Genomic DNA, 23,771 nt, shown 5'->3' with positions numbered 1-23,771 from the left:
AAACGGCCTTCAACATATCCGGAATGATGGTAGAACTGAAGAAAGAACATTGAGCCTGTCCCTAATGTATAAAAATCTGATTTACTTTCATTAAACGGAAGATCGTGGATTGCTTACCACACCGTTACGTTGGAACTTCCACTACTTTGATATCCTTCTGTCGCTAACACCTGGTAAGACCAACTGCTACCCAGATTCATTCCTTTGCTTGCCCATGCGTTAACATGGTTGCTGAAAGTAATTGCGGAGTTAACCCCGGTCGCTCTCTTCGACTGTCTTACGCTCCAGTACTGGGCAAAGGTTTGTGTGCCATCAATGGAAGGCGCATTATATCGCATCGTTGTATAGATGTCATAAGTGCCTCCATCACTGTTGACAGTTCCTTTAAACGTTCCTGTTGGTCGGTATGTGCCCCAACTATCTACAACGTAATATTCAATGAGTGCATTTCTCGTCCACCCGTAGAGCGTCAAATACCCATTGCCAGATGGTGCAAAGACACCTGCATTATAGTTAATTGTCCGGTTTGGAGATCCAACATTCCAGCCTTTACCAACAACAAAATTCCCCGTATTTTGCCATGTCACGCTGTAATTTCCGCCCGATCCATTCACAGCATTAACCGTGCCGCCCCCATCGGTCCAATTCTGCCAATAATCTGTCGCTGCACTTGAGGTTGCTGCAAACACGCCAAAACTCATGGAAGCTGCAAGAATGACCGTCAACATTTTTTTGCTAAATTTAAACATACTCTACCTCCTAATATGGTTTTATTTTCACTATCGACTGCTTTCGTCTGATTCTCGGTTGAAGTTCTCTATTGCCATTTGAAGCAATTCTTTTTTACTTTTACCTCCTTTCTGACTAAATTATAGAATGATAGCGGTTACATAAAAACCTGACAAACTAAAGATTAATCTCTAATATGTTTAGATTTATGTCTGTTCCCCTTCTAAAAATCGACTTGTACCTATAGGAAAACAAATATGCAAAAAGCCGCCCAGAAGGGCGGCAGAGAAAGTAAAAATGAGGGTATTAGTGATCGATAGATTACACATTATTAAATTATTTTAGCAATACAGACCAGTCAGGGTCTTTGTACCTTTTATCTACTACTCGTCTTACCAGGATAAGTTCCTCTGGGATGTGGTTTAACCCCGTGATCCGGTATTCATAAGGCTGCTGCATATCGCGATTTCCCATACTAATAAATCCCTCTCTCCAATTATCAGAAAGCGTATTTTTTAAGGTTGAGACCCCCCACTTACTAACCTCATACTGCTTGCCTGCTGAATCGTATGCTTTCCATTCTTCATTGTTTATTTCATTATCCATTTCCCCGTAGAACGATACGGCTGTTTCATATGTGGCATCAGGGTTTTGTGAGTCCTCAAGCGAGGTCCCAACCAACTCTATGCGATCTGTTAATATTTGAAAAGATTTGGGTTCTATCAGCTCCGATGGGCTAAAGGAAATTTTGCTGCCGTCTATTTCAGCGACCGAGTAACCATCCAAAATAAAACGATACGGTTCATCCTCTGGCAAGTACTTGAAAATATAACTCCATCGGATCTTCCCGTCGCCTATGACAGCATAATCAGTAGACATCAAACTAACCATGTCACCATTCTTTCTCGAATTTACCGAATGAATTTCTTCATTCTCTATGGTTTCAAAGTGAAAACTCAGCATCTGCTTTTCCCATAAATCACCGGGTGACCTTGCCATTGCAGCATCATTAAGTTCAGTCTCCAGTTCAAAACGGACTCCCTGCACCATTCTCGTTAACCTCTTTAAAGTGACTGTCATTCCGTGTGGCGTTGTGTAGCTACCTGATAATTCTTCTATTTTCGTTTGCTGGTTAGCCTCTCTCATATCTATATCAAAGTTAAAGTTCCAATCTCCTTCAACGGAAGGCTCGTTCTTGTTGCCAAGCATCCCAATGTTTCCTTCTATCGTAATCTTGTCTGTCTGCAATGGCTCATTGAAAAAAGCAACCATATAATAAAAATCATTTGTGTATCCCATATCGTACATGGTATCCAAGTCTTTACCGTTAGCATCTTTAATAGTAATGTTGTTCAGATCTCCAAGGAGTAACTTATAGCGATCGTGTTTACCTTTTTTATCAAAAAGTTGAAGAGCCATTGTCACTCGGGTAGGGTCTGCAACAGCTTCATCAATTACCAGCGTATAACCTTTGTCCTTTACTTTGATGTGAGGATTATGCACTAGTCCCAGTTCTTGTGCACGTAATAGTCCAATATCCGGGTTATCCTTGGCAAATAAAGACCGGATCATCTCACCAAATGTTGGTACGGAATAAATCGAAACCGCTCCTAGGATGAAAAAGAGGGCTATAACTGCTGCTGCCCATCTCCATCGTTTACGGGGATATTTCTTTTTTACCTTCTGCTCAGAAATGGAGGAAAGTGCGTTCTCCATAGCAAGTTGTACTGTATCAGGAATGATCAGGTCTTTTCTTTTAACATCTAATATTTGCTTGATCTCACGGTCAACCGGATCATGAAAATTCATATTTGCCCTCTCCTTCCCCTAGAACGAGCTCTGATAATTGTCGTCTGGCCCTGAATAACCTTGACTTTACTGTTCCTTCAGAAAGTTCAAGCACTCTAGATATTTCCTTGACCGATAAATCCTCGATATAAAAAAGTGTCACGATGGTTTGAAGCTGTTCATCCAATTCGTCAATTACCTCAAACAGCTCAATTTGTTCGAAATCCCCTTTATAAGATGTCTTTCTCATATCATAAGGGACAAGGGATACTCGCTTTTTTTTCTTAATAATCCGATTACACTCATTGATTAAAATCCGAATAATCCACGTTTTAAAATAAGTGGGCTCTTTCAGTGTATGTACATTAGAAAAAGCTTTAGCAATGGTCTCCTGTATTGCATCTGCACAATCTTCATCCGTTTTAACAATTGATCTTCCTATAACAAATAGACTTTGCTGGACAGCTCGAATTAAATAGACAAAAGCTTCCTTATCCCCTTTTCTTGCAAGTTCCGCTTTTTCTGATAAATCCACCAATGCTCCCCCCTTTCCTCTCATTCCTTCTATTCATTAGATCATCCTATACTTGGTTTGGTTCACAAGAAAACACTAATTTTTTTCAATTCTATCCCCGTATCCTTTTACGAAGTTGATTCGTTTACAAAGAGATACTATTTCATTCTACGGAGGACTAATATTATGGAAATTGCAAAGGGAGTCGAAATGCTCCATCTAGACTATCATGGGAATGTGATACACCCTATTCTTTTAAAGGATCAAGAAATGATTATTCTAATAGACACTGGTTTTCCAGGTCAATTTGAGGATTTACGTGTGGCAATGGAGAAGGCTGGCGTTTCAATAGACCAATTAAATGCAGTTATTTTGACCCATCAGGATGTAGATCATATAGGGAATCTACCGGAGATTTTACAGACGTGTGGCAACGCTATTAAAGTATATGCACACGAAATGGATAAGCCGTACATCCAAGGGGAACTGCCTCTAATCAAAGATAGTCACCTGGAGAATCCCCCGAAGGGTACAGTAAACCATACTTTAATAGATGGTCAGGAACTGCCGTTTTGCGGCGGGATTCGCGTTATTCACACGCCTGGACACACACCCGGTCATATCAGTCTTTATTTGAAGGAAAGTAAAACTCTCATTGCCGGGGATTCCATGTACAGTGTAGAAGGTATACTTGGTGGAATTCACGCCCCGACTACACCGGATATGAACGCAGCAAAGCTCTCGTTGAGAAAATATGCAGATTTCGATATTACATCTGTCATTTGTTACCACGGGGGATTAAGTAATGTAAATGTGAAAGATCAGATAGCAGCACTCAACCAAGATTAAATTTTCAATATACACTATCGGTGAGTATTATTCAGTTATTTTAAAACCAGACTGCTCATTTTTCTGTCATTATAAATCATAAAGACGCTTCTTCAGGTGCTCGCCACCCGTGGGAACGTCTTTTTTCGTTGAAGAGAATAAGCAAATCATTGGACATTTTTGTTGCAAACCTATAATTGTTCGTATACAATAAAACAAATTAGTTGTTCTATAAATGTAGAACAAGAAAAAACAGGGGGAAATTCGAGCTATGAACTACAAAGTGGAAGTTGATTTCGCGCCCATCTATGAATGTGTAAGTAGCCTTACGGTTTTCATGAGCAAACAGAACCATAATGCTCTAGATGCTGGAAAATTATGGGTCAGAGAAGTGCAAGATCGGTTCGCTCCTGCCAAATTGCAACAAATGCGGGAGACGATGAAACTTGTAGATGATTTTAGCCTAGCACCTTATATTTGGAGTTGTCCTGGAGAGCGCTCAGTGAGTGGTTTTTTGGATTGGCTTGAAGACCTAACCACAGGCCAGCTATATGACATCGCCGCTAACGTGAAGTTGTCCGTTCCCTCTAATCTTCCTGAACTGCGCAGCCGGACATCCGAAGCGCTTCGTGAATGGGATACCCACTATTTTAGCCAAATTGATTCGGCAATTATTGAAGGTCTTGCCTTAGAAGCTGAAACCAGACGGTCCAGTCTGAACGGAACCAATGACTTGGAGGTCTATGAGAAAGCAACGGAAGGCATGCGTCTATACCCCACCCCTCTGCTCAAACAAGTGATTCTAATCCCTCAATATCATGCTCGGCCCTTTGTCACCTCAGCCATCTTTGATGAAGTGATTTTCACGAGTTACTCTGCCGATATTCTCCCACCAGCAACGGGTCGGCCTGAACATCGGTTGTTGCGTCTAACTCGAGCATTGTCCGACGAAACCAGATTATACATCCTCCGCCTGTTGGCTGGAAGGCAGTTAACATTCACGGAGATCGTTAGCGAGGTTAAACTATCCAAGAGTACGGTACACTACCACCTGATTTCATTGAGGGCTGCGGGGCTTGTCATCGTGCATTATAACCAGAAAACGACCTCTTACAGTTTGCGTTTAGAAGCTCTCAACAAGCTATCGGACCAGATTTCAGGTTATATTGAAGAATGATGATAATGTCCTTTAACCCACGCACACGGAGGAACACTCATGCTTAAGCGCAGTTATTATGGTTTACTAGCTACTGTCACTCTGAGTTCATTTGGTGACGTATTTGGTCTTCTGGCTATGGAATGGCTTGTCTATGAAATAACTGCATCTAAGATGGCCATGGGTGCGATGGCACTAAGCTTTAGCATTCCAGAAGTGGTCATTCGGTTGCTCGGGTCGCCGTTATCCGATCGGTTACACCGAGGGCGGTTCATGGCAGTGCTTGCTTCTGTAAGGTTGCTTGCTCTCTTATTACCGCTGAGTCTGGGACTCGCAGGCCACTTGCAATTATGGCACCTTTTTCTGGCCGCAGGACTAAGCGGGGCATGTTCTGCTCTATTCATGCCCACCGCAATGGCAATTGTTCCCGGAGTATCAGATGAGCGGAAACTGGTGCGTGCATTCGCGGTAATCGACGGCTGCCGTAATGCAGCTGCTTTATTGGGCCCAGCCTTAGCCGGAGCTCTTACTGCTGTAGCTGGGGCATTGCCGACGCTGGGCATCAACGCCGTTTGTTACACCGCCGCCATTGCCACGTTGCTCTATCTGCCCACAATGCAGAAGCCAGTAGCAGCTAAGCCCTCCTTTTCATTTAAGGCTTATTTTAGAGATATCCATGAAGGTTTTTCCTTTTATCGTAGTTTTCCGGCCATGCTTTCGATTATGGGGATAGTTTCGATCAGCAACATGTCTTCTATAGCGATCTGGACGATGATGATTCCTTTTGTTCGTGAAGTGTTAGATCGGGATGCCGCTGCTATGGGCACACTCACCACTGCTTCAGCATGTGGCACATTAGTAGGACTTTTGATCATCTCGTGCATGTGCGAAATCAAAAGACGACGGACAGTCATGCTGTGCAGCCTAGCCGCCATGGGGCTTTTTAACGCCTTACTGGGCCTGTTCCCGAGTTACCCATTTGCGCTCGTTGCTTTATGTGCCGCTGGTGCAGCAGGACCTTTCTTTGGTTCTCTCAGTTCATCATTACATGGCACGCTCGTCCCTGGACCTCTGCAAGGCCGAGTTAACTCAATACGGTTCCTCATTGGTGGCGGCCTGCAACCTGTAGGAGCTTTTGCAGGTGCAGCGATTGCAGAACTATATGGTATTCCTTTTTTATTCTTGTCTTTGGGTCTGCTCCCCTTGCTTTGTTCGGTTGCTGCAGCATTCCTTCCAAATCTGAAGAATTTAGATGGTGATTTATCTGTTTTACAGAACAGAACGCAATTAAATTCTCATAACAAGGTAATAAAAACATTATAGGAATATCATTTATAAAAAATAGGTGAATCTCTGGATTAGTCGTGTGTATCCGGTTTAGCTGACTTTTAATCTGCAAACCGGATACACACCACATAAAAAAGAACGACAATCCTGATCAAGGCATTGTCGTTCCTCATTCATATCAATTCTCTTCCCTATATCTTCCCCGCTACAATAGTTCGAAATGAAGCTGAGGTTCAGCTATCTCAGCTTTCGCTTCCGGCTGTTCGGCACCATATCCCAATTCCAGAACCGCAGCAATTCGCTCATTGCCTAACACGCCAAACGTTTCAGCACGATTCCGGTCGTACATCCAGTCATGCAGCGTGCTGCGCACACCCAGGCCCTGTTCATGGGCAAGCAAACGGAAATTTTGGATCAGACAGCAGACGGCTGCAAAGTCCTCTTCCCGCTTATGATAATCCGCCTCTTCCTTTACCAAGACCAGAAGATAGGCTGGAGCGTGCTCCTGTAATCCCTGCATGAGTTTCCCATTACGGTTATCGGCAAAAATAAATCGCCACGGCTCACGAAGTCCATCATTTGGCGCCCACACGGCGTGATTGAGCAATTCAAGGATTAGCTCCTGTGATACCGGTCGATCCAAAAAATCTTTTGGACTATGTATGCCTCCTTGCAGATCGGCTAATTCCATTTTTACTTCCTCCCCTTCTACGTAGTTTGACCCTGAAATACAGTCCACTTTTGCTCAGCAGGTGTTCTTTTCCGGCTTCTTGGCGCTTTGTCGTAATATCCCATATGAAGAATGCCAACAAATCTTTCATCCTCACGTAGTCCAATGCCTTTGAAAAATCCTTCATTCTGAATCATGGACTCTGTATCCCACAACATTCCTAACCCTTTTTCCCATCCCAGCAGTTGGAAGCTCTGCATCATCCCGCAGGCTGCCGCATAATTGCGGTCATTGGTCAGACGATCCGGTCCTACAGTCGACATAACAATGACGTGAGCTGGAATATCGGTAAACCTCTTTTTAAAAACATCCAGCAATTTACCTGGAATCAGCTTGCCGAGCTTGCTCTGCGACATCTGTTCCAGCATGCAGTCCACCAACCGTTTGCGTGCTTCGGGAGTTCCAGCATACACAACACGCCATGAGCCAGCTTCAACAGATGGTTGAAGCCGTGTGGCCTTGTGCAACAATTCAACAACCAACTCCTGTTCCACCGGTTTTGAATTACATTTACGAATACTTCTGCGTTCCCTGATTAATTCTGTCAGGCTCAAGTTATTCACTCTCCTTCAGTTTATCTGGACTCCATATCCATGCTGCTGTCTTGAAGAAATCGATGTATTATTTTCAGCTCAGGTTCCGAATATTTGTCCAAAGATTGATAAAACCGTTCAGCCTCGAGTACATGCAGACGTTCATGCAGTTCAAAGATCTTCTTGCCTTGTGGTGACAACCGGAAATAGCTCTCCTTTTTGTTGTCATTCATTTTCGTACGTTTAACGAATCCTTCCTCCAGCAGTTTGTTGCCTATCTTGGTAATGCTTGCTTTGGACAAATTCATCGCCTCGGCAATACCCGTGTTGTTAATAGGCTCATGCTTGCCAATGCAATCTATCATATGAATCGCGGTCAAATGCTGAGGGATTTTGTCCATGCTTTCCCGCTGGGCGATACTTAGAAAATGTTCAATTTCCGTATCCTTGTGATTCTCATATACATGTAAAAAGCGGATAAATTGGTCATACAGTAACTGTTTTGATCGATCGTTTGAATCCATTCTTCAATCGCTCCTTATTTACCTATAAATAATAAAAAAACCTTAAATAATGAATCTAATGCACTAATTCAACCGCAAATAGTTTACTGGTTAACAATAATATATCATAAGTGAGAACAGTTATCAAATCCATTAACTATTGAACAATTCTGCTTTTTCAAGTAGTATCAATCTAAACAATTTAAAACGATCATATGTAACTGGCGAACACGGTGAACCGTGAGGGAGCATATGGTTTTGTAATAAGCCGTACGCCTGGGCAGAGGTAAGGAATATTTATTTCCTTGCCTCTTTTTTATGTTGAAAGGGCGATGTGATAATGAGTACTGACAAACTGATCTTGAATGGACAAACGGTAGCGGACTTTATGAAGGAAGACATGGCCTCGAAGGTTGCCATACTTAAGGAAAAAGGCATTCAGCCTTGTCTCGCTACAATTCTCGTCGGAGATGATCCTTCTTCAGCGACCTATGTACGTATGAAAGGAAATGCTTGTGCTCGCTTAGGCGTGCAATCCATTAAGGTTGTTCTTTCTGCGGATACCACCACAGATGAATTAATTCAAGAAATTAACAAGCTAAATGATGACCCTTCCGTACACGGTATTTTGCTTCAGCACCCTGTCCCGAATCACATCGATGAAAGAGCAGCTTTTGATGCCATTAGTATCGAGAAGGACGTTGACGGTGTAACGACCCTCGGTTTTGCACTTAATGCTTTTGGAGACGCAGAATTCCCTTCCTGTACACCACAGGCTATTATGCGTATTCTGGATTTCTACAATATTCAGATCGAGGGCAAACATGCGGTTGTCATCGGAAGAAGCCCTATTCTGGGCAAACCTGTCTCAGCCATGCTGCTAAACCGGAATGCAACGGTGACGACTTGCCACTCCAAAACCGTGAATCTGGAGGAAATCGTGAAGCTTGGCGATATCATAATTGCAGCCGTGGGCAAACCGCTCTTTGTTAAAGGCGACTGGATTAAACCAGGTGCTGTCGTTATTGATGCTGGTTATAACAAAGGCAACGTCGGAGATGTGGACTACGAAGCTTGCTTTGTTCCTTCTTCAGCAATTACACCTGTACCGGGCGGTGTTGGTCCTGTAACAATTGCGACGCTCATCGAACATACGATTAAATCTGCCTACAAGCTATCTGAAAATGCATAAATGAATTAGCCAAAAAACAAGGTCCCTCCATTTGACGAGGGGCCTGTTTTGTCTTTGAATCAGCTCGAATTGAAAATAAGAAAATATATATTTCTTTTTTTCTCTTTTTACAAACGGACCATATCTATATTATTATGAACAAGGCTTAGGAAGGAGATAAACATAACTTGAAACCTTTAGTACAGCTCCTGCATTTCGGTTATCATCAGGCGATGAGTTGCATTTTTCCTGTGGCGATCTTTGGAACGTTGGCCCTTTCTAGCGTTATTCAGATACCTCTTCTCTATCGTTATGATGCCATTCTGCTTGTTTTATTAGCAGTACAATACCTTATGTACCGGAGCGGATTGGAAACACGTGATGAAATCAAAGTCATATGTATATTTCACGTGATTGGATTGGTACTGGAGATGTATAAGGTATGGATGGGGTCCTGGTCATACCCCGAGCCTGGTTATACCAAGCTCTTTGGTGTCCCCCTTTATAGCGGATTTATGTATGCAAGTGTAGCAAGCTTTATGTGTCAAATATGGCGCAGATTGCGTATGGACATGACGGGCTGGCCTGGGTTTGCATCTTCGGTTCTGTTAGGAGGAGCCATCTATATCAACTTTTTCACACATCATTTTATTCCCGATTTCCGTTGGTGGTTGACCGCTCTGGTATTTATTGTTTTTCGAAAAACATGGATTATCTATCGGGTACGATTAACTACCTATCGAATGCCGTTAACACTCGCTTTTATCATCGTAGGTTTTTTCATCTGGACCGCTGAAAATATAGCTACATTTTTTAACGGCTGGAAATATCCTGACCAGCATGACTCCTGGCAGCTGGTCAGTTTTAGCAAGATCAGTTCGTGGTTCCTTTTGGTGATTATTAGTGTCATCATTGTGGCCCAATTGAAATATGTCAAAGCTAATCGAAAATAATGAGTAGGAGGATACAATGGAAGACTTTATTTTGTGGTTGAAATATGTGTTATTGGGTGTCGTGCAAGGGGCTACAGAGCCTATTCCGGTTTCTTCAAGCGGACATTTGATTATCGTTCAACGATTGCTTGGCATGGAGCAGAACGGATTATCCTTTGAAATTTTGACGAACACCGCCTCACTGATTGCCATTATGTTTATCTTTCGGGAAGATATCAAAAAACTTATTGTAGGAGGCTGGCGATTCCTAGTCTCTCGCAATGCGGAGTACAGAGCAGATTTTATGTTTTGTCTATACATAATCATTGGTACCCTCCCTGCTGCGATCGGGGCCGTGCTATTCAAGGATAAAATTGAAGAAATATTCACTTCTGTCTATACGGTTGCGATTAGTCTACTGATTACAGGGGTTGCCCTATGGCTCATTCGAAACCTTCGTGGGCGCAAAAGAGATGGCGATTTGTCTGCAAAAGACGCAGTACTGGTGGGTCTGGCTCAAGCGGTGGCTCTTATTCCGGGAATAAGCCGCTCTGGTGCAACAGTTATTGCATCAATTGCTGTCGGGATGAAACAAGAAACGGCGTTGAAATTTTCCTTTATGCTCTACATTCCGATTAGCATCGGCGGGGTAATATTAGGAGCTTCTGACATCGTAACCGATCCGCACCGAGCGCAGTTGGCTATACCTTACATTTTAGCGTTCATTACGACCCTTATCGTAACCTACTTTTCAATGAAATGGTTCATGGGAATTATGGCAAGAGGGAACTTGATTTACTTTTCATACTATTGCTTTATAGTCGGAATACTTTTACTTATTTTTTTGTAAACCCGAATTTCCTTGTAACGTATAAGGGAACAACCCTCAACAGTGGTTGTTCCCTTTTTATTGTTTTCCAAACTTGACGATCCCGCCCTACTTGCAGGTTCCGTACGAATACTCATTAACGCTCTCCAAGAACCATGGAACCCATGCCATTCGGATCATCAATTTGTTTATGGGTTATGAGCTCTCCTCTATCGTTGAATCCCTTTATTTCATAAGGAATTGTTGCAGACGAGGGCAGTGATACAAACCAGATTATGCTTTCCGGTCCCACCTCAACCAACTTGGCTTCGGTAACTGCTGGTTTCTCATCCCCCTCGAACTCGACAGTTACACGCTGAATAGCCTGGTCTAATATATGTCCAAACAGCATAGGGAAAGGTGTCGATATATGACTCAATTCAGGCATGCTCATATAATCCATTGCAGACGTGAATTGAGATGATTCCCCAATAGAATATCCGCCACCCCAAGCCCACTTCCATCCGAACATTATCTTCCGAGCATATTCCATTTGAAGATTGCTGTTATTCTTCTGACCAACTTTTTGTTTAAACAAAATCATGCCGCCGTCTACCGGTTCTTGAAAAATAATTTGTAATGAATCATCCTTACCTCTAAACTTCTGAATGGATTCTTCAGCAGTTTTCCCTATAGGAATATGGATGGTTTCACTCATTCCCATCGCTTTGGACATACGCCGATCGGCTAATCCGCCAGGTCTGTCATTAACATAAACAAATGCGATGCATGATATGAGCAAAAGTAAAATGATTAACGCAGTAATTCGAATGATTCGTTTGCTTCGCATTTTCGGCATTACGATGTCCACTCACTCCTTAAGATGACGATGATAACTATTCGCCCTGAACCGTAGATAAGGACACAAGGACCGGACCAGCGAAATCGGAGGCTTCTTCCCCTTTGGGATTATGAAGACGGAATAAAAAAGCGTCACCTTTTTCTGATTTCCAGACCATATAATCGTTTATCCCTTTTTCACCTGAGGCTTGAAGATAAAGCTCAGCGAAACCAAGCGGGTGCTCAATCAGCTCCCCACTATAATCAGTCACCGCACCGAATTTGTCCAATTCTTCTCGCCCATCTGTCTCAAGCTTTTCCAGATCATAATCAGAGGGCAGCGGTTTAATATCCACATAGTAGTCCGGATTGCTTGTCAGCGACAAGCGACCTTTGGCAGCTTCAAAAGAAAACTTCTCAAACACGTACAATGTAAAACCTTCTCCTTGATGCAAGGTGGCCGTTCGTGATGAATTCCCTTCACCTGTCATCAAATCAAAATTTTCTGTGTGCGGTCGTGTCGTTTCCGATGTTTCCTCATTTTCTGTGGTGGGAGCTGTAACCGATTCATTTGTTGGTGCTGACGGTTCAGAGGTTGCTGGCGGCTCTGTTTCTCCAGAGCAAGCTGTAAGTGCAAGAAACATGACGAACATCGGGATTTTAACAAAAACAGAACGAAGTTCTTTCAATTGTATCACTCCTTACGAGTTTAATGGTCAATATGTTATTACCCATGAAAACGTATGGAAACCATACGATTGCCCCTTCGCACTCCATTCAATACCTGAACAATATAGTATGTCTAAAAATCAGGACCACCCGTCCAACGGGTGGTTTGCTCTTGGGGTATAACCCCCTGTTGCCAAACTGCGCCTAAAGACGCTAGCCTGACAGCAAATCTGTTCAGGCTCAGTGTTATTTGTCACTTTCACTTACCAGTTAAACTGGTTTTACTTCTTTTTGCTCTTGTTGCTGTTAAATGGATCTTCATATTCTTTTACACTCAGCTTATCTATCGCCTGATCATGTGCTTCTTGTTCACGTATATACTTTCTTACCGTTGCTTCATTTAGACCCACTGTACTTACGTAATACCCTTCTGCCCAAAATTTTCGATTTCCGTATTTATACTTGAGCTGGGCGTGTTTCTCGAAGATCATGAGCGAACTTTTTCCCTTTAGATATCCCATGAACGTGGAGACAGCCATTTTCGGTGGGATCGCTACCAACATGTGAACATGATCGGGCATCATGTGACCTTCTATAATTTCTACTCCTTTGTACTTACATAGACGTTTGAAAATTTCGATCAAGTCTCTTCTCACTTGATTATAGATTTCTTTCCGTCTATACTTCGGGGTGAATACAATGTGGTATTTGCACATCCACTTTGTGTGAGCTAGGCTGTAGCTCTTATTTGCCATCTAAGACCATTCCTTTCGTTGAGCCTGAACATCTCAATTTTATCGGAATGGTCTTGGTGGTCAAACCTCAGGTCCCTCCACCCGCATAGCGGGTGGTTTTTTGTTTCGCGCGTTTCACGCACTCAACTGGCTGAAGCCATAACAAAAAAAGTCGCCATAATGGCGACTTTTAACGAAAATTAGATTTTACAAACTGTAAAATTAATCGAACTTATAGGTCCAAAACGCTTCTCTTCCAAACCGATTTCGGATTTGTTCATCATCCAATTCCCGCTTGCCGACAAGTTCAGGCGCTTGGAATTGTGAACGGTGAGCTCGAATCGAAGCCATTTTCTTGGCAAGGAATCCGCTCACGTCTTCAATTACATCCGCTTTCCCGATGCTCTCTTCGTGATTGTTCGAGAATGCACAGCAGTACACAATAGGTCTCTCCCCTACTGGCAATCGACCAATCGTTCGAGTAACTGCGGCTCCGGTCGCATCATGATCGGGATGTACACTATACCCTGGATAGAAAGTAATGACCAGTGATGGGTTAAGCTCCTTGATCAGGGCCAAGATGTGGCCATCTAGCAATTCAGGGTCTTCAAATTCGATCATTTTATCATGAAAACCGAGCATTCTTAAGTCTTGAATACCAATCGCATTGGAGGACTCTATGAGTTCATCCTTACGGATTATTGGCAAGGTGACCCGGTTGGCAAATGGAGGGATGCCCATATTACGTCCCATCTCCCCTAGAGTCAGGCAAGCATAAGTGACTTGAGCACCGCCTTCTATGTACTTCGCCAACGTTCCCGAAGCAGTGAATGCTTCATCATCGGGATGGGGAAACACAACTAAAATACGCTGATGTTCAATCTGTTTGTTATTCATGCTTATTTGATCCTCCGCTTTCATCAGAACAATTCCCGACTAAGTTGTAAAGCTACAACCAGTTTTCCTTGACTATCGTGACCAGCCAAAATGAGTCTTTCTTGTTCCAGCTCGTCAATGTGTGTAAGTCCTTCAGCGTATATCCAGCCGTGAGTGGTCTTTAAGCCAACTCGGTATGGGCCTGTGCCCGAGATAGATCCTTGCGTATATCGTATGACCGCATTGGAAATGAATGCCGACCCTGGGTGCCTGGTGCTATCGAAGTGACTGGCGTAAGCACCTGACGTGAGTTCGAGGTGTAGATATAGGTCCTGATCGAGAAGTTGATTGATCCGGTGTTGGATGTCTTGAGGCTCTATTGGCTGCATGGCGGCCTCCTTTTTAGTAAAAAGTAACGTTCAACATCCATTTTAACATATGTCCCGTGAGAATAAACATGGAATGAGTGAGCGAATGTTTGTAATACTCTCTATTTACTGTTTTCTAAAGAATCCTCTTCCTTCTGCACGGGTTCGGTGCACTCTCTTCTTAACAGGGCAATTTCATGTCGATAAGGTGCACTTTTATATTTTATTTTGCCAATCGATGGCGTCTCAAGCAGTTTCGGAAGTGACACGAGTTGGGGATGATGTACGATATAATCCAAAGCCTGAAGTCCGATATGTCCGTGCCCAATGTTCTCATGGCGATCTTTCCTCGATCCCCGCACATTTTTGGAATCATTGATGTGCAGGACTTTTAATCGATCAAGGCCAAGCACCTTGTCAAACTGCTCGAGTACCCCATCAAAATTATGAACAATATCGTATCCGGCATCATGAATATGACAAGTATCCAGACATATGGAAATCCGTTCATTCCGCTGCACGCCATCGACAATCTGTGCCAGTTCTTCAAAGCTTGTTCCACACTCTGTTCCTTTTCCCGCCATCGTCTCCAACGAAATCTGTACCTCTGGATGATTATCGTCTTGTAATACTTCGTTTAAGCCTCGGATTATTTGGCGAATACCGATGTCCAATCCAGCGTGGACGTGGGCCCCGGGGTGAAGAACAAGCTGTTTTGATCCAAGCGATGCTGTTCGTTCGATCTCTTCCCGCAGGAATTGTATGCTAAAATCAAATACCTCTCGTTTACAACTATTCGCCAGATTAATCAGGAATGGAGCATGCACGACAATATTGGAAATGCCATGCTGCTTCATGTGCAAATGCCCTGCTTCTATATTATATTGCGAAATAGGTTTTCGTTTCGAATTCTGCGGTGCGCCGGTGTACATCAGAAAAGTAGATGCACCATAAGAAGCAGCTTCTTTACTAGCCTGAAGAAGCATCTCTTTTCCTCCAAAGGATACATGAGATCCAATTAGCAGTTCACTACTTTTCATTACCAACCACCCTCTCCTGTCGAATCCATCATTTAATTATCAATGATATGGGATGGATTGGCTAATGGGAAATGACGGTGGTGAAGGAGATCAGAGGAAGGCACCATTGGGTTGCCATAGCTTGTTATCGTTTAAAGCAAAAAGCCGCCAATTGGCGGCTTAATATGCAATCACTTCTCATTACAACCATTTGCATTCTCAACGCCTAGCTTCCGGTTCAAGGAGAAACGGATACGTTATCGAAATGCGTATGCTTGTTTGCCGTTCTGACACCGATTTTGCCATGCGTAAACGGATTCAGGCTGTTGTCCGTATAATCGATCTTCGGATTGACCATATCATCCACATACACCTTGATGTTTGTGCCATTAACGGCAACTTTCATATGATACCAGGTATTAGTGGAATATGATTGCGCGTTGCTCTTGAGGAGCGCCCAATTATAATTCATCTTGCCCAAACTGACTCCGCTTGTGGTGAGATAGGCGTAATATCCTTGTAAAGCATCATAATTGTTCTGGCCTCGCTCTGTACCGTGGGATGGATTGGACACTCTGACAAGTAAACCTCCGTCTCCCCCCGAGTCAATCATCTTGATATCAGCCTCGACTGTATAATCCGCCCATCGCGAATCCCCAAATGTAGATTTGGCCGGTCCCGTGCTTCCTGCACTGTATTCACCATTCTCTACAGCCCAGGTTCCTTCAAACCGTGTCCATCCATTATCGTCGCCATCGTTGAAATTATCACTTACACTTGTCACATCAACATTCTTCTGAAACGTCATTCTTGAGAAATCGGCCTCGCCTGTTACGAATTCAACCTTTAATTCCCGTTGTCCAGCGTTTAAATAGACTTTTTTCTTGGAGATGTTTTTCCAATTATCCCATCCGCCCGTATTAGGTACATTGACGATACCCGTTAAGTCGGTCGAACCATCCCACACTCGGATCTGAGCTCCATCCAACGAGGTGGCCATGCGAAAATCAATATCGTAATATCCGCTTGACTCCACGTTTACTTTGTATTTATACCATTCTCCAGTCTGATTCCAGCCTAAGTTGAACAGTCCTTCGTTATTCAGGCGAATATCCCCAGCATCGTTCCGATATGCCCCGCCCAGGTTCCCAGCCGTCGTATCGTGATAAGCGACACCTTCGCCTCCTTTCATATAATGAACAGCCTCGATTGTGCCTGGAATCGGCTTGGAGGCATTCCATGCACTGCTTCCGTTCACATCATTGTTAAAAGCAGTATAGCCGAAGTCTGCATGCGTATCCTCTGTCAGAACACCAATCTTACCTGCTCCTACATTGGCGGTACGCGTTGCTTTGAACATACCATCTACGTAATATTTAAACGTTGATCCCGATTTTTCTATCCGTATGTTATGCCATTTCGAATAATTGAAGTCGGCAGGCAGATCGAATGTTTGCCAAGCCTGATCGACCCCGTTAATCCGGAAAAATGTCTCAAGTCTTTTGTTTTTCGAACTGATCAGCGCAACACCGTAATTGTTCTCATTCGTATAGGAGAAAGTAGCGCCGTATCTCGGATTGGTGGACGTTCCCCGATTCATTTCCTTCATGTTAAATTCAGCCGTATAATCCGATGCGCTGCTCGAAGCCGTCACTTGTTTATACCAAGTTGAGCTGCCCATTGAATTTTGCCACATGAGTTCCTGATTGTAGATGCCCCAATTACCACCGTTCACGTTGGACCAATTGCTTCCGATTGCAGAACGATCGAAGTAGTCATAGAACACAGGCATTTCCGGATTGGGTTGATCCGTTGAAGTCGGACCTTGCACAATCATCTTGTCGTTATTCCATACAATTCGATCCATGTTCAGATGCCGCAGCGGTCCAATTATTCCGTTACCTTCCAAGTTGTGATACATCATATAATGTGCGTCCAGATTAGGTCCTGTTACTACGGTATTGTGTCCCAATCCCACGGTTGGGCCCTCTGTACGAATTAATACCGGGTTGGTGCTATCCGTAACATATCCGGACCTCGGACCTGTGGTGCTAACAGCCACATCGACCCGATATCCTTTGCTAAATACGTGGTTACCTGTATAGGTCATATAGTATTTTCCATTTCGTTTGAAGACGGTTGAACCCTCAGTCCAGCCTCCCATCCCCACTCCTGTAGACGCACTCACTCCGATCTCAGTCGGACTGCTCATCGGTGCTGCATCTATGCGGCCCTGTGCGGCATGATAGAAGCTGAACGAGCCGTCGTCGTCAATAAACACATTACCGTCAATCGACTTTCCAAGGTTGCCCGTTACTACGTTGAAGGGTCCGGTAGGACTTGTGCTGCTCAGCACGTAATGACCGTTACCGGCAGGTGATGTATACATGTAGAACATGCCATTCCAGTAAACGACTTCAGGAGCATAAGCTCCGTGCGTAATGGGATCTGTTGCAGCTAACCCACGATACGACCAATTCACGAGGTCTTTGGAGCTCCAGACTTTGACACCGTCGTCCGTATCTCTTGTACTTACATACAGGTAATAGTATCCATTAAATTTCAATACATAGGGGTCCCCGAGTCCATATTGTCCCCATTCATCCGGTAACGTTTGCGGATTTTGATAGGCTGTGGCAGGGAGTGGCACCGACGAAACCATTAATAAAATGACCAACAGCGTGAACATGAATCGACGACTCTTCCTCACATGATTTCCTCCTAGTCTGTTTTTTGTTACCGCTTACAAATACATCAAGGTTCTTTACGTACGCTTCTGTCTAACATCTGAAGAACTTGTTTTCTTCTGCACAACGGTTAAGCCTCATAACCGTATTTACAGACATAATCCAGTCTCTTCATCGGGTGTTGAAATCTAGCATAAAGTAAGCCGTTACAAATAGAAATAACATTTCGTTGTCATTTATTTGGCATTTTGTTGGAAAAAAGTGCTTATCTTTTATTAGAACTCACTCGTTCATATTTACAAGAAAAAACCTCAGGAAACTCTCCTGAGGTTTAAACGTCTATCCCGTTTCTTACGTATTAATCCAACAACGGGGTAACGGTGAGGCTTAAAAGATTGATCTCACCATGTCCACCTGAAATTTGGATTGTGTTAACATTACCCGGCTCCAAAGGAACGGTGATATTGGTGATTCCACCGAATTCCTGCAAACCACCAGTAGATAGCGCATTCAGTAAGGAATAGTCCTGGTCATTAACGGTCAGATGCAATTTGGCCAGTCGTTCACCTGTCGCATAATGAAGCTCAATCGATGCTCTGCCACCTTCGCCTCCATCTATATTCTTAAATAAGGCGTAAGCTTCTGGGGATTGAAGATTCCCGACCACGCATTGACCGGATTGCAATGCCCTAATTTCAGCTCCTCCAAAAACCTCACTAGTTGCACTTGCATAAATCTTCCGTTGCTGGACAGGAACCGGGGCTGGACCGACGGAGGATACACCTTCCCTTGTCTGAACCACAGGTCTGATGGAACCATCTTCATCGAACTCCAGATAGTCAATACATACACTGCGCAGCGTGCCTTCCCTAGAGATCGCTTGATTGTGATAAAAAAGATACCATTGTCCTTTGAATTCCACTACCGACCCGTGGGTCGTGGAACAGCCGGTCGGTTCCAGGAAAATGCCTCGGTACGTCCATGGACCAAGCGGATTCTCGCTTGTTGCGTATCTCATACGGTTGTTGTTTTCCAGATTATCCGCATAGGTAAGGTAATAAAGATGATTTCTTTTGAACACCCAGGCCGCTTCATGAAAATCCTCGAGACCTTGCATTTCTGTCATGCCGTTTTCCAGGGACATCATATCTTCATTGAGCTTGCCTCCCAGACAGACACTTCCCCCACCGTAGTAGATATAGGCGCTATTGTCATCGTCTACGAGTACACACGGATCAATCAATGCAAACCCGCCAAGTCCCTCGATATACCCTTGATCCGTAAAGCCATGCGCTGGATAGCGACTGGTGGCAACCCCGATCTTCCACGAATCATTCCAGTTCGAATCGCTTGGATGTGGATAATAGAAGTAATAGGTCCCATTCTTATATGCACAGTCAGGCGCCCACATGAAGCCGCCCTCTGGTCTGCCCCAGGAAACGTCGTCTGAACGGAGTATTTCCCCTTCGTCCAACCAGTGAACCATATCCTCCGAGGAGAAAACATGATATCTGTCCATGAGATCGCATCCTCTGGCTGGGTCCATGTCATGAGATGCGTAAATATAAACTTTACCGTCATTCCATACATGGGCCGAAGGATCTGCTGTATATATAGATGTGATTGCTGGATTCATGGATGTAGTTTTTTGGCGTATGGTTTCAAAGTCAATATCATTTATGGTCATTTTAATCCTCCTGAACGTAAACTTGCTTGTTAAAATCGTGCACTTGGGCTCTATTGATGACTCGTTGGATGGTTTGCCGTCACTGGAATCTGGTTTTTGAACATGCGGTTGATATCCCCTGCAAGTCGGAGATAAAAGTCTGAAGATAGGGCAACACCGTCAGCATCCAGTGTCAGAAAATATTGATTGGTTGGAATCATGGAGCTATTCTCTGCCATCTTGGCAATGGCTGTACCTTCATCGTATTCGTCAAACATTGCGATATATCCGGTATTGATACCAATGCTCTTCAGATTGAAGGCCTGCCTCCACATGAAGTCACCATGCAGACGCGGATTCTCGTTTCTTGGGCCTCCAGTCATGTTTGACCAAGCCGAACCCGGCCAGATAACTGGCTGATAGTCAATTCCATTCTGCTGGGTGAAGGCCAGATCGGGCTGAAGCTGATTGGTTTTGAAGCTGTCCGCTTGCTGAATATTGCCGAAGCGAGCAACGGACCATGGCGAGATCATATCCAACGACTTGTAGACATTCATAAAATCAGATCGGGAGTCGTTATTACCCGTTCTCCAATACGTAGGCACACCACCGATGACATAGATCCCCTGGTTTTTGAACCAACCGATCAGATCGGCAGCCTCTGCTGCTGTACCCGGCCGATCCGTGAAGCCAATACCCCAGATGCAGACAACCATCTTACCGTTCTGCTTCGCATAGGCCGAAGATGATGGCAGGTGCATGTTGTTCACGACATTGGTCGTCCAGTCATGCTTGACTGCCTGTACCCAATTGCTCGCATTCATTCCCGTAATGTCATACATGACATAGAACTTGCGATTATAGGATTCCGCGGCATTCTTAACCTTGACGGCTACGCTGTCCCGGTTGTTTTTCCAGTTGTTAGGTGTATCACTCTCATCTGCGCCGAACCGTTGCAACGCTGCACCGTCGATATTGTAGGTTTGCATCCACTCAAAATGTTTGTTGACCGTCTCTTGATCATATGAAGAGAACAATTTGGCAGGAGAACCATTTCCGAGGTTCGCCAAACTTGTCTGATACAGCTTGGAATATTCGCGAAGGTCTGGATACAACTCGAAATTCACGTTGCCATTTGCTGATGGCGCACTGCTATTTTTGGACCAGTGCACCCAGCCCCCGTTCGGTGAGCCGTCTCCGGCTGCGTTGAACCAGCCTTGATATCCGGCATACAGTTTGCCTACAACATCGCCTCCGCTGCCTGCGGCGGAAGCACTGAACTTGAACCAGAGCAAATTGAACAAATTTCCGGTTCCGCCCGTGAATTTAAGATAGACCGTGTGTACACCAGTGGCACCATTGATTGAACCGGACTTCGTTTGCCAGGATTGCCAGCCGCCCGTACCTGGAACAGCAACCGTTCCCGCGAGTGTCCCGTTTAGGCTATCCAGACGGACCTCAATGGTACCGCCACTGTTATTGCTGGCTACTCTCACGTCAATTGAATTGGCACCGCTGCCAAAATCAACATTGTTGAATACAATATAATCACCGTTGTCAATAAATGCGACATTTTGCCCGCCCTCGCTGGAACTTTCCAGCTGGACTCCGGATTGACTGTTATAACTGGAAGCCTGCGTTTGATTAAACGCGGAAGCTGCCGATACGATGGAAGGAGAAATAGACAAACACAACGTAAGAATCAATAATGCCGCACTTGCAAAAGCCAAAACCTTCTTGTTTTTTTGCATGAAATTTAGCATAGTATCCCCCTATTCATTATAGTTGCGTGTGAGCTACTCCTGTTCTCCATCCGTCCACGAATGCTTCGGACCCCAGGATAGAACCTCTTTCACCCTTCCGTTACTGACAATGGCTTCTCGATTAGAGAAAGGTGTCCGTAGATCTTTTACATTAGGATAAAAGGTGGCGAGCAATTCTGTCGTTTGGCGATCGCTTAACGTATCATTAGCGGTAACATTAACGTGAACAGCCCCATCATAATCGGCGTGCAGAGCAGCCAAACAAGCATCCACGGCATCCCTTATATCAATGTAACTCCACAATATGTGCTTGAACGTCTCCGCCTTCGCAATAGCCAAATGTCTGTACTCTCCCGGTCCCACAATCATTGAAAAACGGAGGGAAATTACTTGCATCCCGCTTCTCCGATGAAACATCTCTGCAGTGACCTCATTAACGATCTTGGACAGGCCGTAACATTCCTGCGGCTGTTGAGGATGCTGTTCATCCACCGGGAAATAATCCGGAGAGAAGGGTTTGTTGGCCCAGGCAAATCCGTAGGATGATTCACTGGAGCCCATGACCACCTTTTTTATACCGAGCAAAGTGGCTGCTTCCAGCACATGGTATCCGGAAATTGTATTATTAGCGAAAATGTAAGTGTGTGGGTAGTGAAGCGGCGCAGGAATCGCAGCCAGATGGATGATCGCATCCACTCCGGCGAGCGCTCCCACGACTTGACCATAATCGTTCAGGTCGACAATGATCTGTTTGCAACGCACCCGATTAGACAGGTGTTTATCCAGCGATACCACATCATGACCCTGTAATTGCAGCTTCTCAATGACCTGTGAACCCAGCTTTCCGCCTCCGCCTGTAACTGCAATCGTCTTCATTCCTATATCTCTCCTGTCTGTTCTTGTCACTTCGTTAGGGTCGCACCAATGTCCCATCCGCTTTGCGGTCCAGAGGATACGGCCGATGATATTTGTTGGGATTCCATAAGTCACTTAGTAATGATTTGGCCTTCACTTCATCCAATTCAATGCCCAGTCCCGGTTTGTTGGAAGGATATAGATATCCGCCCTCTCTGACGATATGTCCCGGGAATACCTCCAACTCATGAGGTTTAAAATGATTGATTTCCTGAATACCAAAGTTCCACAGGGCCATATCCAGATGGACAGCAGCTGCCTGGTTAACAGGATCATTCTCCCCACCCTCCTGCCAGGCTGTTCGTACTCCGTAAGCTTCGCCCAGCGTAGCGATCTTGCGGCAAGCGCTGATTCCGCCTGCTTTCGATACCCGAACTCTGATAAAATCGATCAACTTCTCTTGAATCAAACCCGTCCACTCCTGAGGATTAACAAATAATTCTCCCACGGCCTGCGGCGTAGCACTCTGTTGACGAAGCTGTCGATACCATCCGATCTGTTCCGGTGCCAGTGCATCTTCCAGAAAGAATAGATGATAAGGTTCAAGCCGCTTCGATAGCTGAATGGCATGAATGGGAGACAAATGCTCATGCACATCATGGGTAAACTGAATTCCATTCCCGAATTCCAGGCGCAACTTCTCAAACATGTCAGGTATAGCATGCAGATACGCATGTTCATCAAATACAGGACCACTGCTCCAGGGCTCGCGCGGCAAATTCGCGTCCTTGCCGCTGACAAACCCCCCGCCACCATAACCTCCCATCTGCACTCGAATGACCGTGTATCCTTCTTCCATAAAACGAGATACGTCTTCTTTCAACTCGCTGATATCAGCACCTCCGGCATGGCCATAACAGGGAACTGCCGAGCGGCAGGCCCCTCCTAACAATTGATATACCGGAAGATTCGCTTCCTTGCCCTTGATATCCCACAGGGCCATGTCAATTCCACCAATGGCCGTCTGAAGTATTGCCCCATTTCTCCAATATCCGCTCATATGCATGAGATGCCACAAATCTTCAATTTGGGATGCATCCTTCCCCATGAGTAATGGTGCCAGCAGTTGTTCGATGACCTGTACCACCGCTTCGGGATTATAAAGATCGGAAGCAGAACCCAATCCGTAAAGACCATCCTGATCCGTCGAAATCTTCACAATGGTCCAGCTTCCGTCGTGCCTTGTACGTATGCACTCTATCCGTGTAATTTTAGCCATGTGTTCACTCTCCTCATCTGCTCCATTTCGATCCTA

23 protein-coding genes and 1 riboswitch are annotated in these 23,771 nt (G+C 44.6%); of the genes, 6 read left to right on the top strand and 17 right to left on the bottom strand.

What is annotated here, in order from left to right:
* Positions 1–113: 113 nt before the first annotated feature.
* From RS891_RS15255 to RS891_RS15245, 3 genes are all read right to left on the bottom strand, one after another.
* Positions 114–749, bottom strand: a complete 636-nt coding sequence (locus RS891_RS15255) for a glycoside hydrolase family 11 protein (RefSeq protein WP_113054780.1) — start codon at positions 747–749, stop codon at positions 114–116.
* Between the two features lie 316 nt (positions 750–1,065).
* Entirely contained in the window at positions 1,066–2,538 is a 1,473-nt protein-coding gene (locus RS891_RS15250; RefSeq protein WP_315795941.1) for a DUF4179 domain-containing protein, read from the bottom strand.
* On the bottom strand, positions 2,525–3,052 hold the full coding sequence (locus RS891_RS15245; protein WP_315795939.1) for a sigma-70 family RNA polymerase sigma factor: 528 nt from the start codon (positions 3,050–3,052) through the stop codon (positions 2,525–2,527). The genes RS891_RS15250 and RS891_RS15245 overlap by 14 nt, the downstream gene beginning before the upstream one ends.
* Positions 3,053–3,217: 165 nt before the next feature.
* Between RS891_RS15245 and RS891_RS15240 the strand changes: the two genes are divergently transcribed.
* The 3 genes from RS891_RS15240 (at position 3,218) to RS891_RS15230 (ending at position 6,338) form a co-directional block, all read left to right on the top strand.
* Positions 3,218–3,880, top strand: a complete 663-nt coding sequence (locus RS891_RS15240) for an MBL fold metallo-hydrolase (protein ID WP_315795937.1) — start codon at positions 3,218–3,220, stop codon at positions 3,878–3,880.
* Between the two features lie 250 nt (positions 3,881–4,130).
* The gene (locus tag RS891_RS15235; RefSeq protein WP_315795935.1) at positions 4,131–5,036 is read left to right on the top strand and encodes an ArsR/SmtB family transcription factor; all 906 of its coding nucleotides are present in this window, start codon (positions 4,131–4,133) and stop codon (positions 5,034–5,036) included.
* A 39-nt stretch (positions 5,037–5,075) separates the two neighbouring features.
* The gene (locus RS891_RS15230; RefSeq protein ID WP_315795933.1) at positions 5,076–6,338 is read left to right on the top strand and encodes an MFS transporter; all 1,263 of its coding nucleotides are present in this window, start codon (positions 5,076–5,078) and stop codon (positions 6,336–6,338) included.
* Between the two features lie 169 nt (positions 6,339–6,507).
* Here RS891_RS15230 and RS891_RS15225 read toward each other — a convergent pair whose 3' ends face one another.
* The 3 genes from RS891_RS15225 to RS891_RS15215 are packed head-to-tail and all read right to left on the bottom strand — an operon-like array spanning position 6,508 to position 8,089.
* The gene (locus tag RS891_RS15225; protein WP_181586678.1) at positions 6,508–6,993 is read right to left on the bottom strand and encodes a nitroreductase family protein; all 486 of its coding nucleotides are present in this window, start codon (positions 6,991–6,993) and stop codon (positions 6,508–6,510) included.
* A 17-nt stretch (positions 6,994–7,010) separates the two neighbouring features.
* On the bottom strand, positions 7,011–7,595 hold the full coding sequence (locus RS891_RS15220) for a nitroreductase family protein (RefSeq protein WP_315795931.1): 585 nt from the start codon (positions 7,593–7,595) through the stop codon (positions 7,011–7,013).
* An 11-nt stretch (positions 7,596–7,606) separates the two neighbouring features.
* Positions 7,607–8,089 (bottom strand): MarR family transcriptional regulator, encoded by a 483-nt coding sequence (locus RS891_RS15215; protein WP_113054785.1) that lies wholly within the window; start codon positions 8,087–8,089, stop codon positions 7,607–7,609.
* A gap of 186 nt (positions 8,090–8,275) precedes the next feature.
* A riboswitch (ZMP/ZTP riboswitch) is annotated at positions 8,276–8,357 on the top strand.
* A 51-nt stretch (positions 8,358–8,408) separates the two neighbouring features.
* Between RS891_RS15215 and RS891_RS15210 the strand changes: the two genes are divergently transcribed.
* The 3 genes from RS891_RS15210 (at position 8,409) to RS891_RS15200 (ending at position 11,021) form a co-directional block, all read left to right on the top strand.
* Complete coding sequence (locus RS891_RS15210; RefSeq protein WP_063565033.1) at positions 8,409–9,260, top strand: bifunctional 5,10-methylenetetrahydrofolate dehydrogenase/5,10-methenyltetrahydrofolate cyclohydrolase; 852 nt, start codon at positions 8,409–8,411, stop codon at positions 9,258–9,260.
* Positions 9,261–9,427: 167 nt separating this feature from the next.
* Positions 9,428–10,192, top strand: a complete 765-nt coding sequence (locus RS891_RS15205; protein WP_113054786.1) for a DUF817 domain-containing protein — start codon at positions 9,428–9,430, stop codon at positions 10,190–10,192.
* A gap of 16 nt (positions 10,193–10,208) precedes the next feature.
* Positions 10,209–11,021, top strand: a complete 813-nt coding sequence (locus RS891_RS15200) for an undecaprenyl-diphosphate phosphatase (protein WP_315795927.1) — start codon at positions 10,209–10,211, stop codon at positions 11,019–11,021.
* A gap of 115 nt (positions 11,022–11,136) precedes the next feature.
* Here the strand turns inward: RS891_RS15200 and RS891_RS15195 are convergent, their stop codons facing one another.
* The 11 genes from RS891_RS15195 to RS891_RS15145 all read right to left on the bottom strand — a co-directional run bounded on the left by RS891_RS15195 (position 11,137) and on the right by RS891_RS15145 (position 23,735).
* Complete coding sequence (locus tag RS891_RS15195; RefSeq protein WP_315795925.1) at positions 11,137–11,838, bottom strand: hypothetical protein; 702 nt, start codon at positions 11,836–11,838, stop codon at positions 11,137–11,139.
* A 37-nt stretch (positions 11,839–11,875) separates the two neighbouring features.
* The gene (locus RS891_RS15190; RefSeq protein WP_397386919.1) at positions 11,876–12,517 is read right to left on the bottom strand and encodes a hypothetical protein; all 642 of its coding nucleotides are present in this window, start codon (positions 12,515–12,517) and stop codon (positions 11,876–11,878) included.
* 252 nt (positions 12,518–12,769) lie between these two features.
* Positions 12,770–13,243 carry an IS200/IS605 family transposase gene (gene tnpA / locus RS891_RS15185; RefSeq protein ID WP_315793911.1) on the bottom strand — a complete coding sequence of 158 codons (474 nt, stop codon included), beginning with the start codon at positions 13,241–13,243 and terminating at the stop codon, positions 12,770–12,772.
* Between the two features lie 201 nt (positions 13,244–13,444).
* Entirely contained in the window at positions 13,445–14,119 is a 675-nt protein-coding gene (gene bshB2, locus RS891_RS15180) for a bacillithiol biosynthesis deacetylase BshB2 (RefSeq protein WP_113054992.1), read from the bottom strand.
* Positions 14,120–14,142: 23 nt separating this feature from the next.
* Positions 14,143–14,487 (bottom strand): YojF family protein, encoded by a 345-nt coding sequence (locus RS891_RS15175; protein ID WP_024631702.1) that lies wholly within the window; start codon positions 14,485–14,487, stop codon positions 14,143–14,145.
* Positions 14,488–14,588: 101 nt separating this feature from the next.
* Positions 14,589–15,506: a deoxyribonuclease IV gene (locus tag RS891_RS15170; protein WP_181586680.1), complete on the bottom strand. Its 918-nt coding sequence runs from the start codon at positions 15,504–15,506 to the stop codon at positions 14,589–14,591.
* 217 nt (positions 15,507–15,723) lie between these two features.
* Complete coding sequence (locus RS891_RS15165; protein WP_315795919.1) at positions 15,724–18,195, bottom strand: family 43 glycosylhydrolase; 2,472 nt, start codon at positions 18,193–18,195, stop codon at positions 15,724–15,726.
* A gap of 335 nt (positions 18,196–18,530) precedes the next feature.
* The gene (locus tag RS891_RS15160) at positions 18,531–19,859 is read right to left on the bottom strand and encodes a family 43 glycosylhydrolase (RefSeq protein ID WP_315795918.1); all 1,329 of its coding nucleotides are present in this window, start codon (positions 19,857–19,859) and stop codon (positions 18,531–18,533) included.
* Between the two features lie 50 nt (positions 19,860–19,909).
* A complete protein-coding gene (locus RS891_RS15155) occupies positions 19,910–21,601 on the bottom strand; it encodes a carbohydrate-binding protein (protein ID WP_315795916.1) in 1,692 nt (563 codons plus the stop codon).
* Between the two features lie 33 nt (positions 21,602–21,634).
* Entirely contained in the window at positions 21,635–22,477 is an 843-nt protein-coding gene (locus RS891_RS15150; protein WP_315795914.1) for an NAD-dependent epimerase/dehydratase family protein, read from the bottom strand.
* Positions 22,478–22,511: 34 nt separating this feature from the next.
* A complete protein-coding gene (locus RS891_RS15145) occupies positions 22,512–23,735 on the bottom strand; it encodes an enolase C-terminal domain-like protein (RefSeq protein WP_315795912.1) in 1,224 nt (407 codons plus the stop codon).
* Positions 23,736–23,771 lie beyond the last annotated feature (36 nt).

The sequence above is a fragment of the Paenibacillus sp. BIC5C1 genome (assembly GCF_032399705.1).
In the GTDB taxonomy this organism is placed as follows: domain Bacteria; phylum Bacillota; class Bacilli; order Paenibacillales; family Paenibacillaceae; genus Paenibacillus; species Paenibacillus taichungensis_A.
The sequence above is the reverse complement of the archived record's forward strand: the minus strand, read 5'-3'. Positions and strand labels throughout refer to the sequence as shown.

Excerpts from the sequence above, each read along its gene's own strand:
- RS891_RS15255 (WP_113054780.1), bottom strand. The coding sequence starts at position 749 with ATGTTTAAATTTAGCAAAAAAATGTTGACGGTCATTCTTGCAGCTTCC.
- RS891_RS15250 (WP_315795941.1), bottom strand. The coding sequence starts at position 2,538 with ATGAATTTTCATGATCCGGTTGACCGTGAGATCAAGCAAATATTAGAT.
- RS891_RS15240 (WP_315795937.1), top strand. The coding sequence starts at position 3,218 with ATGGAAATTGCAAAGGGAGTCGAAATGCTCCATCTAGACTATCATGGG.
- RS891_RS15235 (WP_315795935.1), top strand. The coding sequence starts at position 4,131 with ATGAACTACAAAGTGGAAGTTGATTTCGCGCCCATCTATGAATGTGTA.
- RS891_RS15230 (WP_315795933.1), top strand. The coding sequence starts at position 5,076 with ATGCTTAAGCGCAGTTATTATGGTTTACTAGCTACTGTCACTCTGAGT.
- RS891_RS15225 (WP_181586678.1), bottom strand. The coding sequence starts at position 6,993 with ATGGAATTAGCCGATCTGCAAGGAGGCATACATAGTCCAAAAGATTTT.
- RS891_RS15215 (WP_113054785.1), bottom strand. The coding sequence starts at position 8,089 with ATGGATTCAAACGATCGATCAAAACAGTTACTGTATGACCAATTTATC.
- RS891_RS15210 (WP_063565033.1), top strand. The coding sequence starts at position 8,409 with ATGAGTACTGACAAACTGATCTTGAATGGACAAACGGTAGCGGACTTT.
- RS891_RS15200 (WP_315795927.1), top strand. The coding sequence starts at position 10,209 with ATGGAAGACTTTATTTTGTGGTTGAAATATGTGTTATTGGGTGTCGTG.
- RS891_RS15195 (WP_315795925.1), bottom strand. The coding sequence starts at position 11,838 with ATGCCGAAAATGCGAAGCAAACGAATCATTCGAATTACTGCGTTAATC.
- tnpA (WP_315793911.1), bottom strand. The coding sequence starts at position 13,243 with ATGGCAAATAAGAGCTACAGCCTAGCTCACACAAAGTGGATGTGCAAA.
- bshB2 (WP_113054992.1), bottom strand. The coding sequence starts at position 14,119 with ATGAATAACAAACAGATTGAACATCAGCGTATTTTAGTTGTGTTTCCC.
- RS891_RS15175 (WP_024631702.1), bottom strand. The coding sequence starts at position 14,487 with ATGCAGCCAATAGAGCCTCAAGACATCCAACACCGGATCAATCAACTT.
- RS891_RS15170 (WP_181586680.1), bottom strand. The coding sequence starts at position 15,506 with ATGAAAAGTAGTGAACTGCTAATTGGATCTCATGTATCCTTTGGAGGA.
- RS891_RS15160 (WP_315795918.1), bottom strand. The coding sequence starts at position 19,859 with ATGACCATAAATGATATTGACTTTGAAACCATACGCCAAAAAACTACA.
- RS891_RS15155 (WP_315795916.1), bottom strand. The coding sequence starts at position 21,601 with ATGCTAAATTTCATGCAAAAAAACAAGAAGGTTTTGGCTTTTGCAAGT.
- RS891_RS15150 (WP_315795914.1), bottom strand. The coding sequence starts at position 22,477 with ATGAAGACGATTGCAGTTACAGGCGGAGGCGGAAAGCTGGGTTCACAG.
- RS891_RS15145 (WP_315795912.1), bottom strand. The coding sequence starts at position 23,735 with ATGGCTAAAATTACACGGATAGAGTGCATACGTACAAGGCACGACGGA.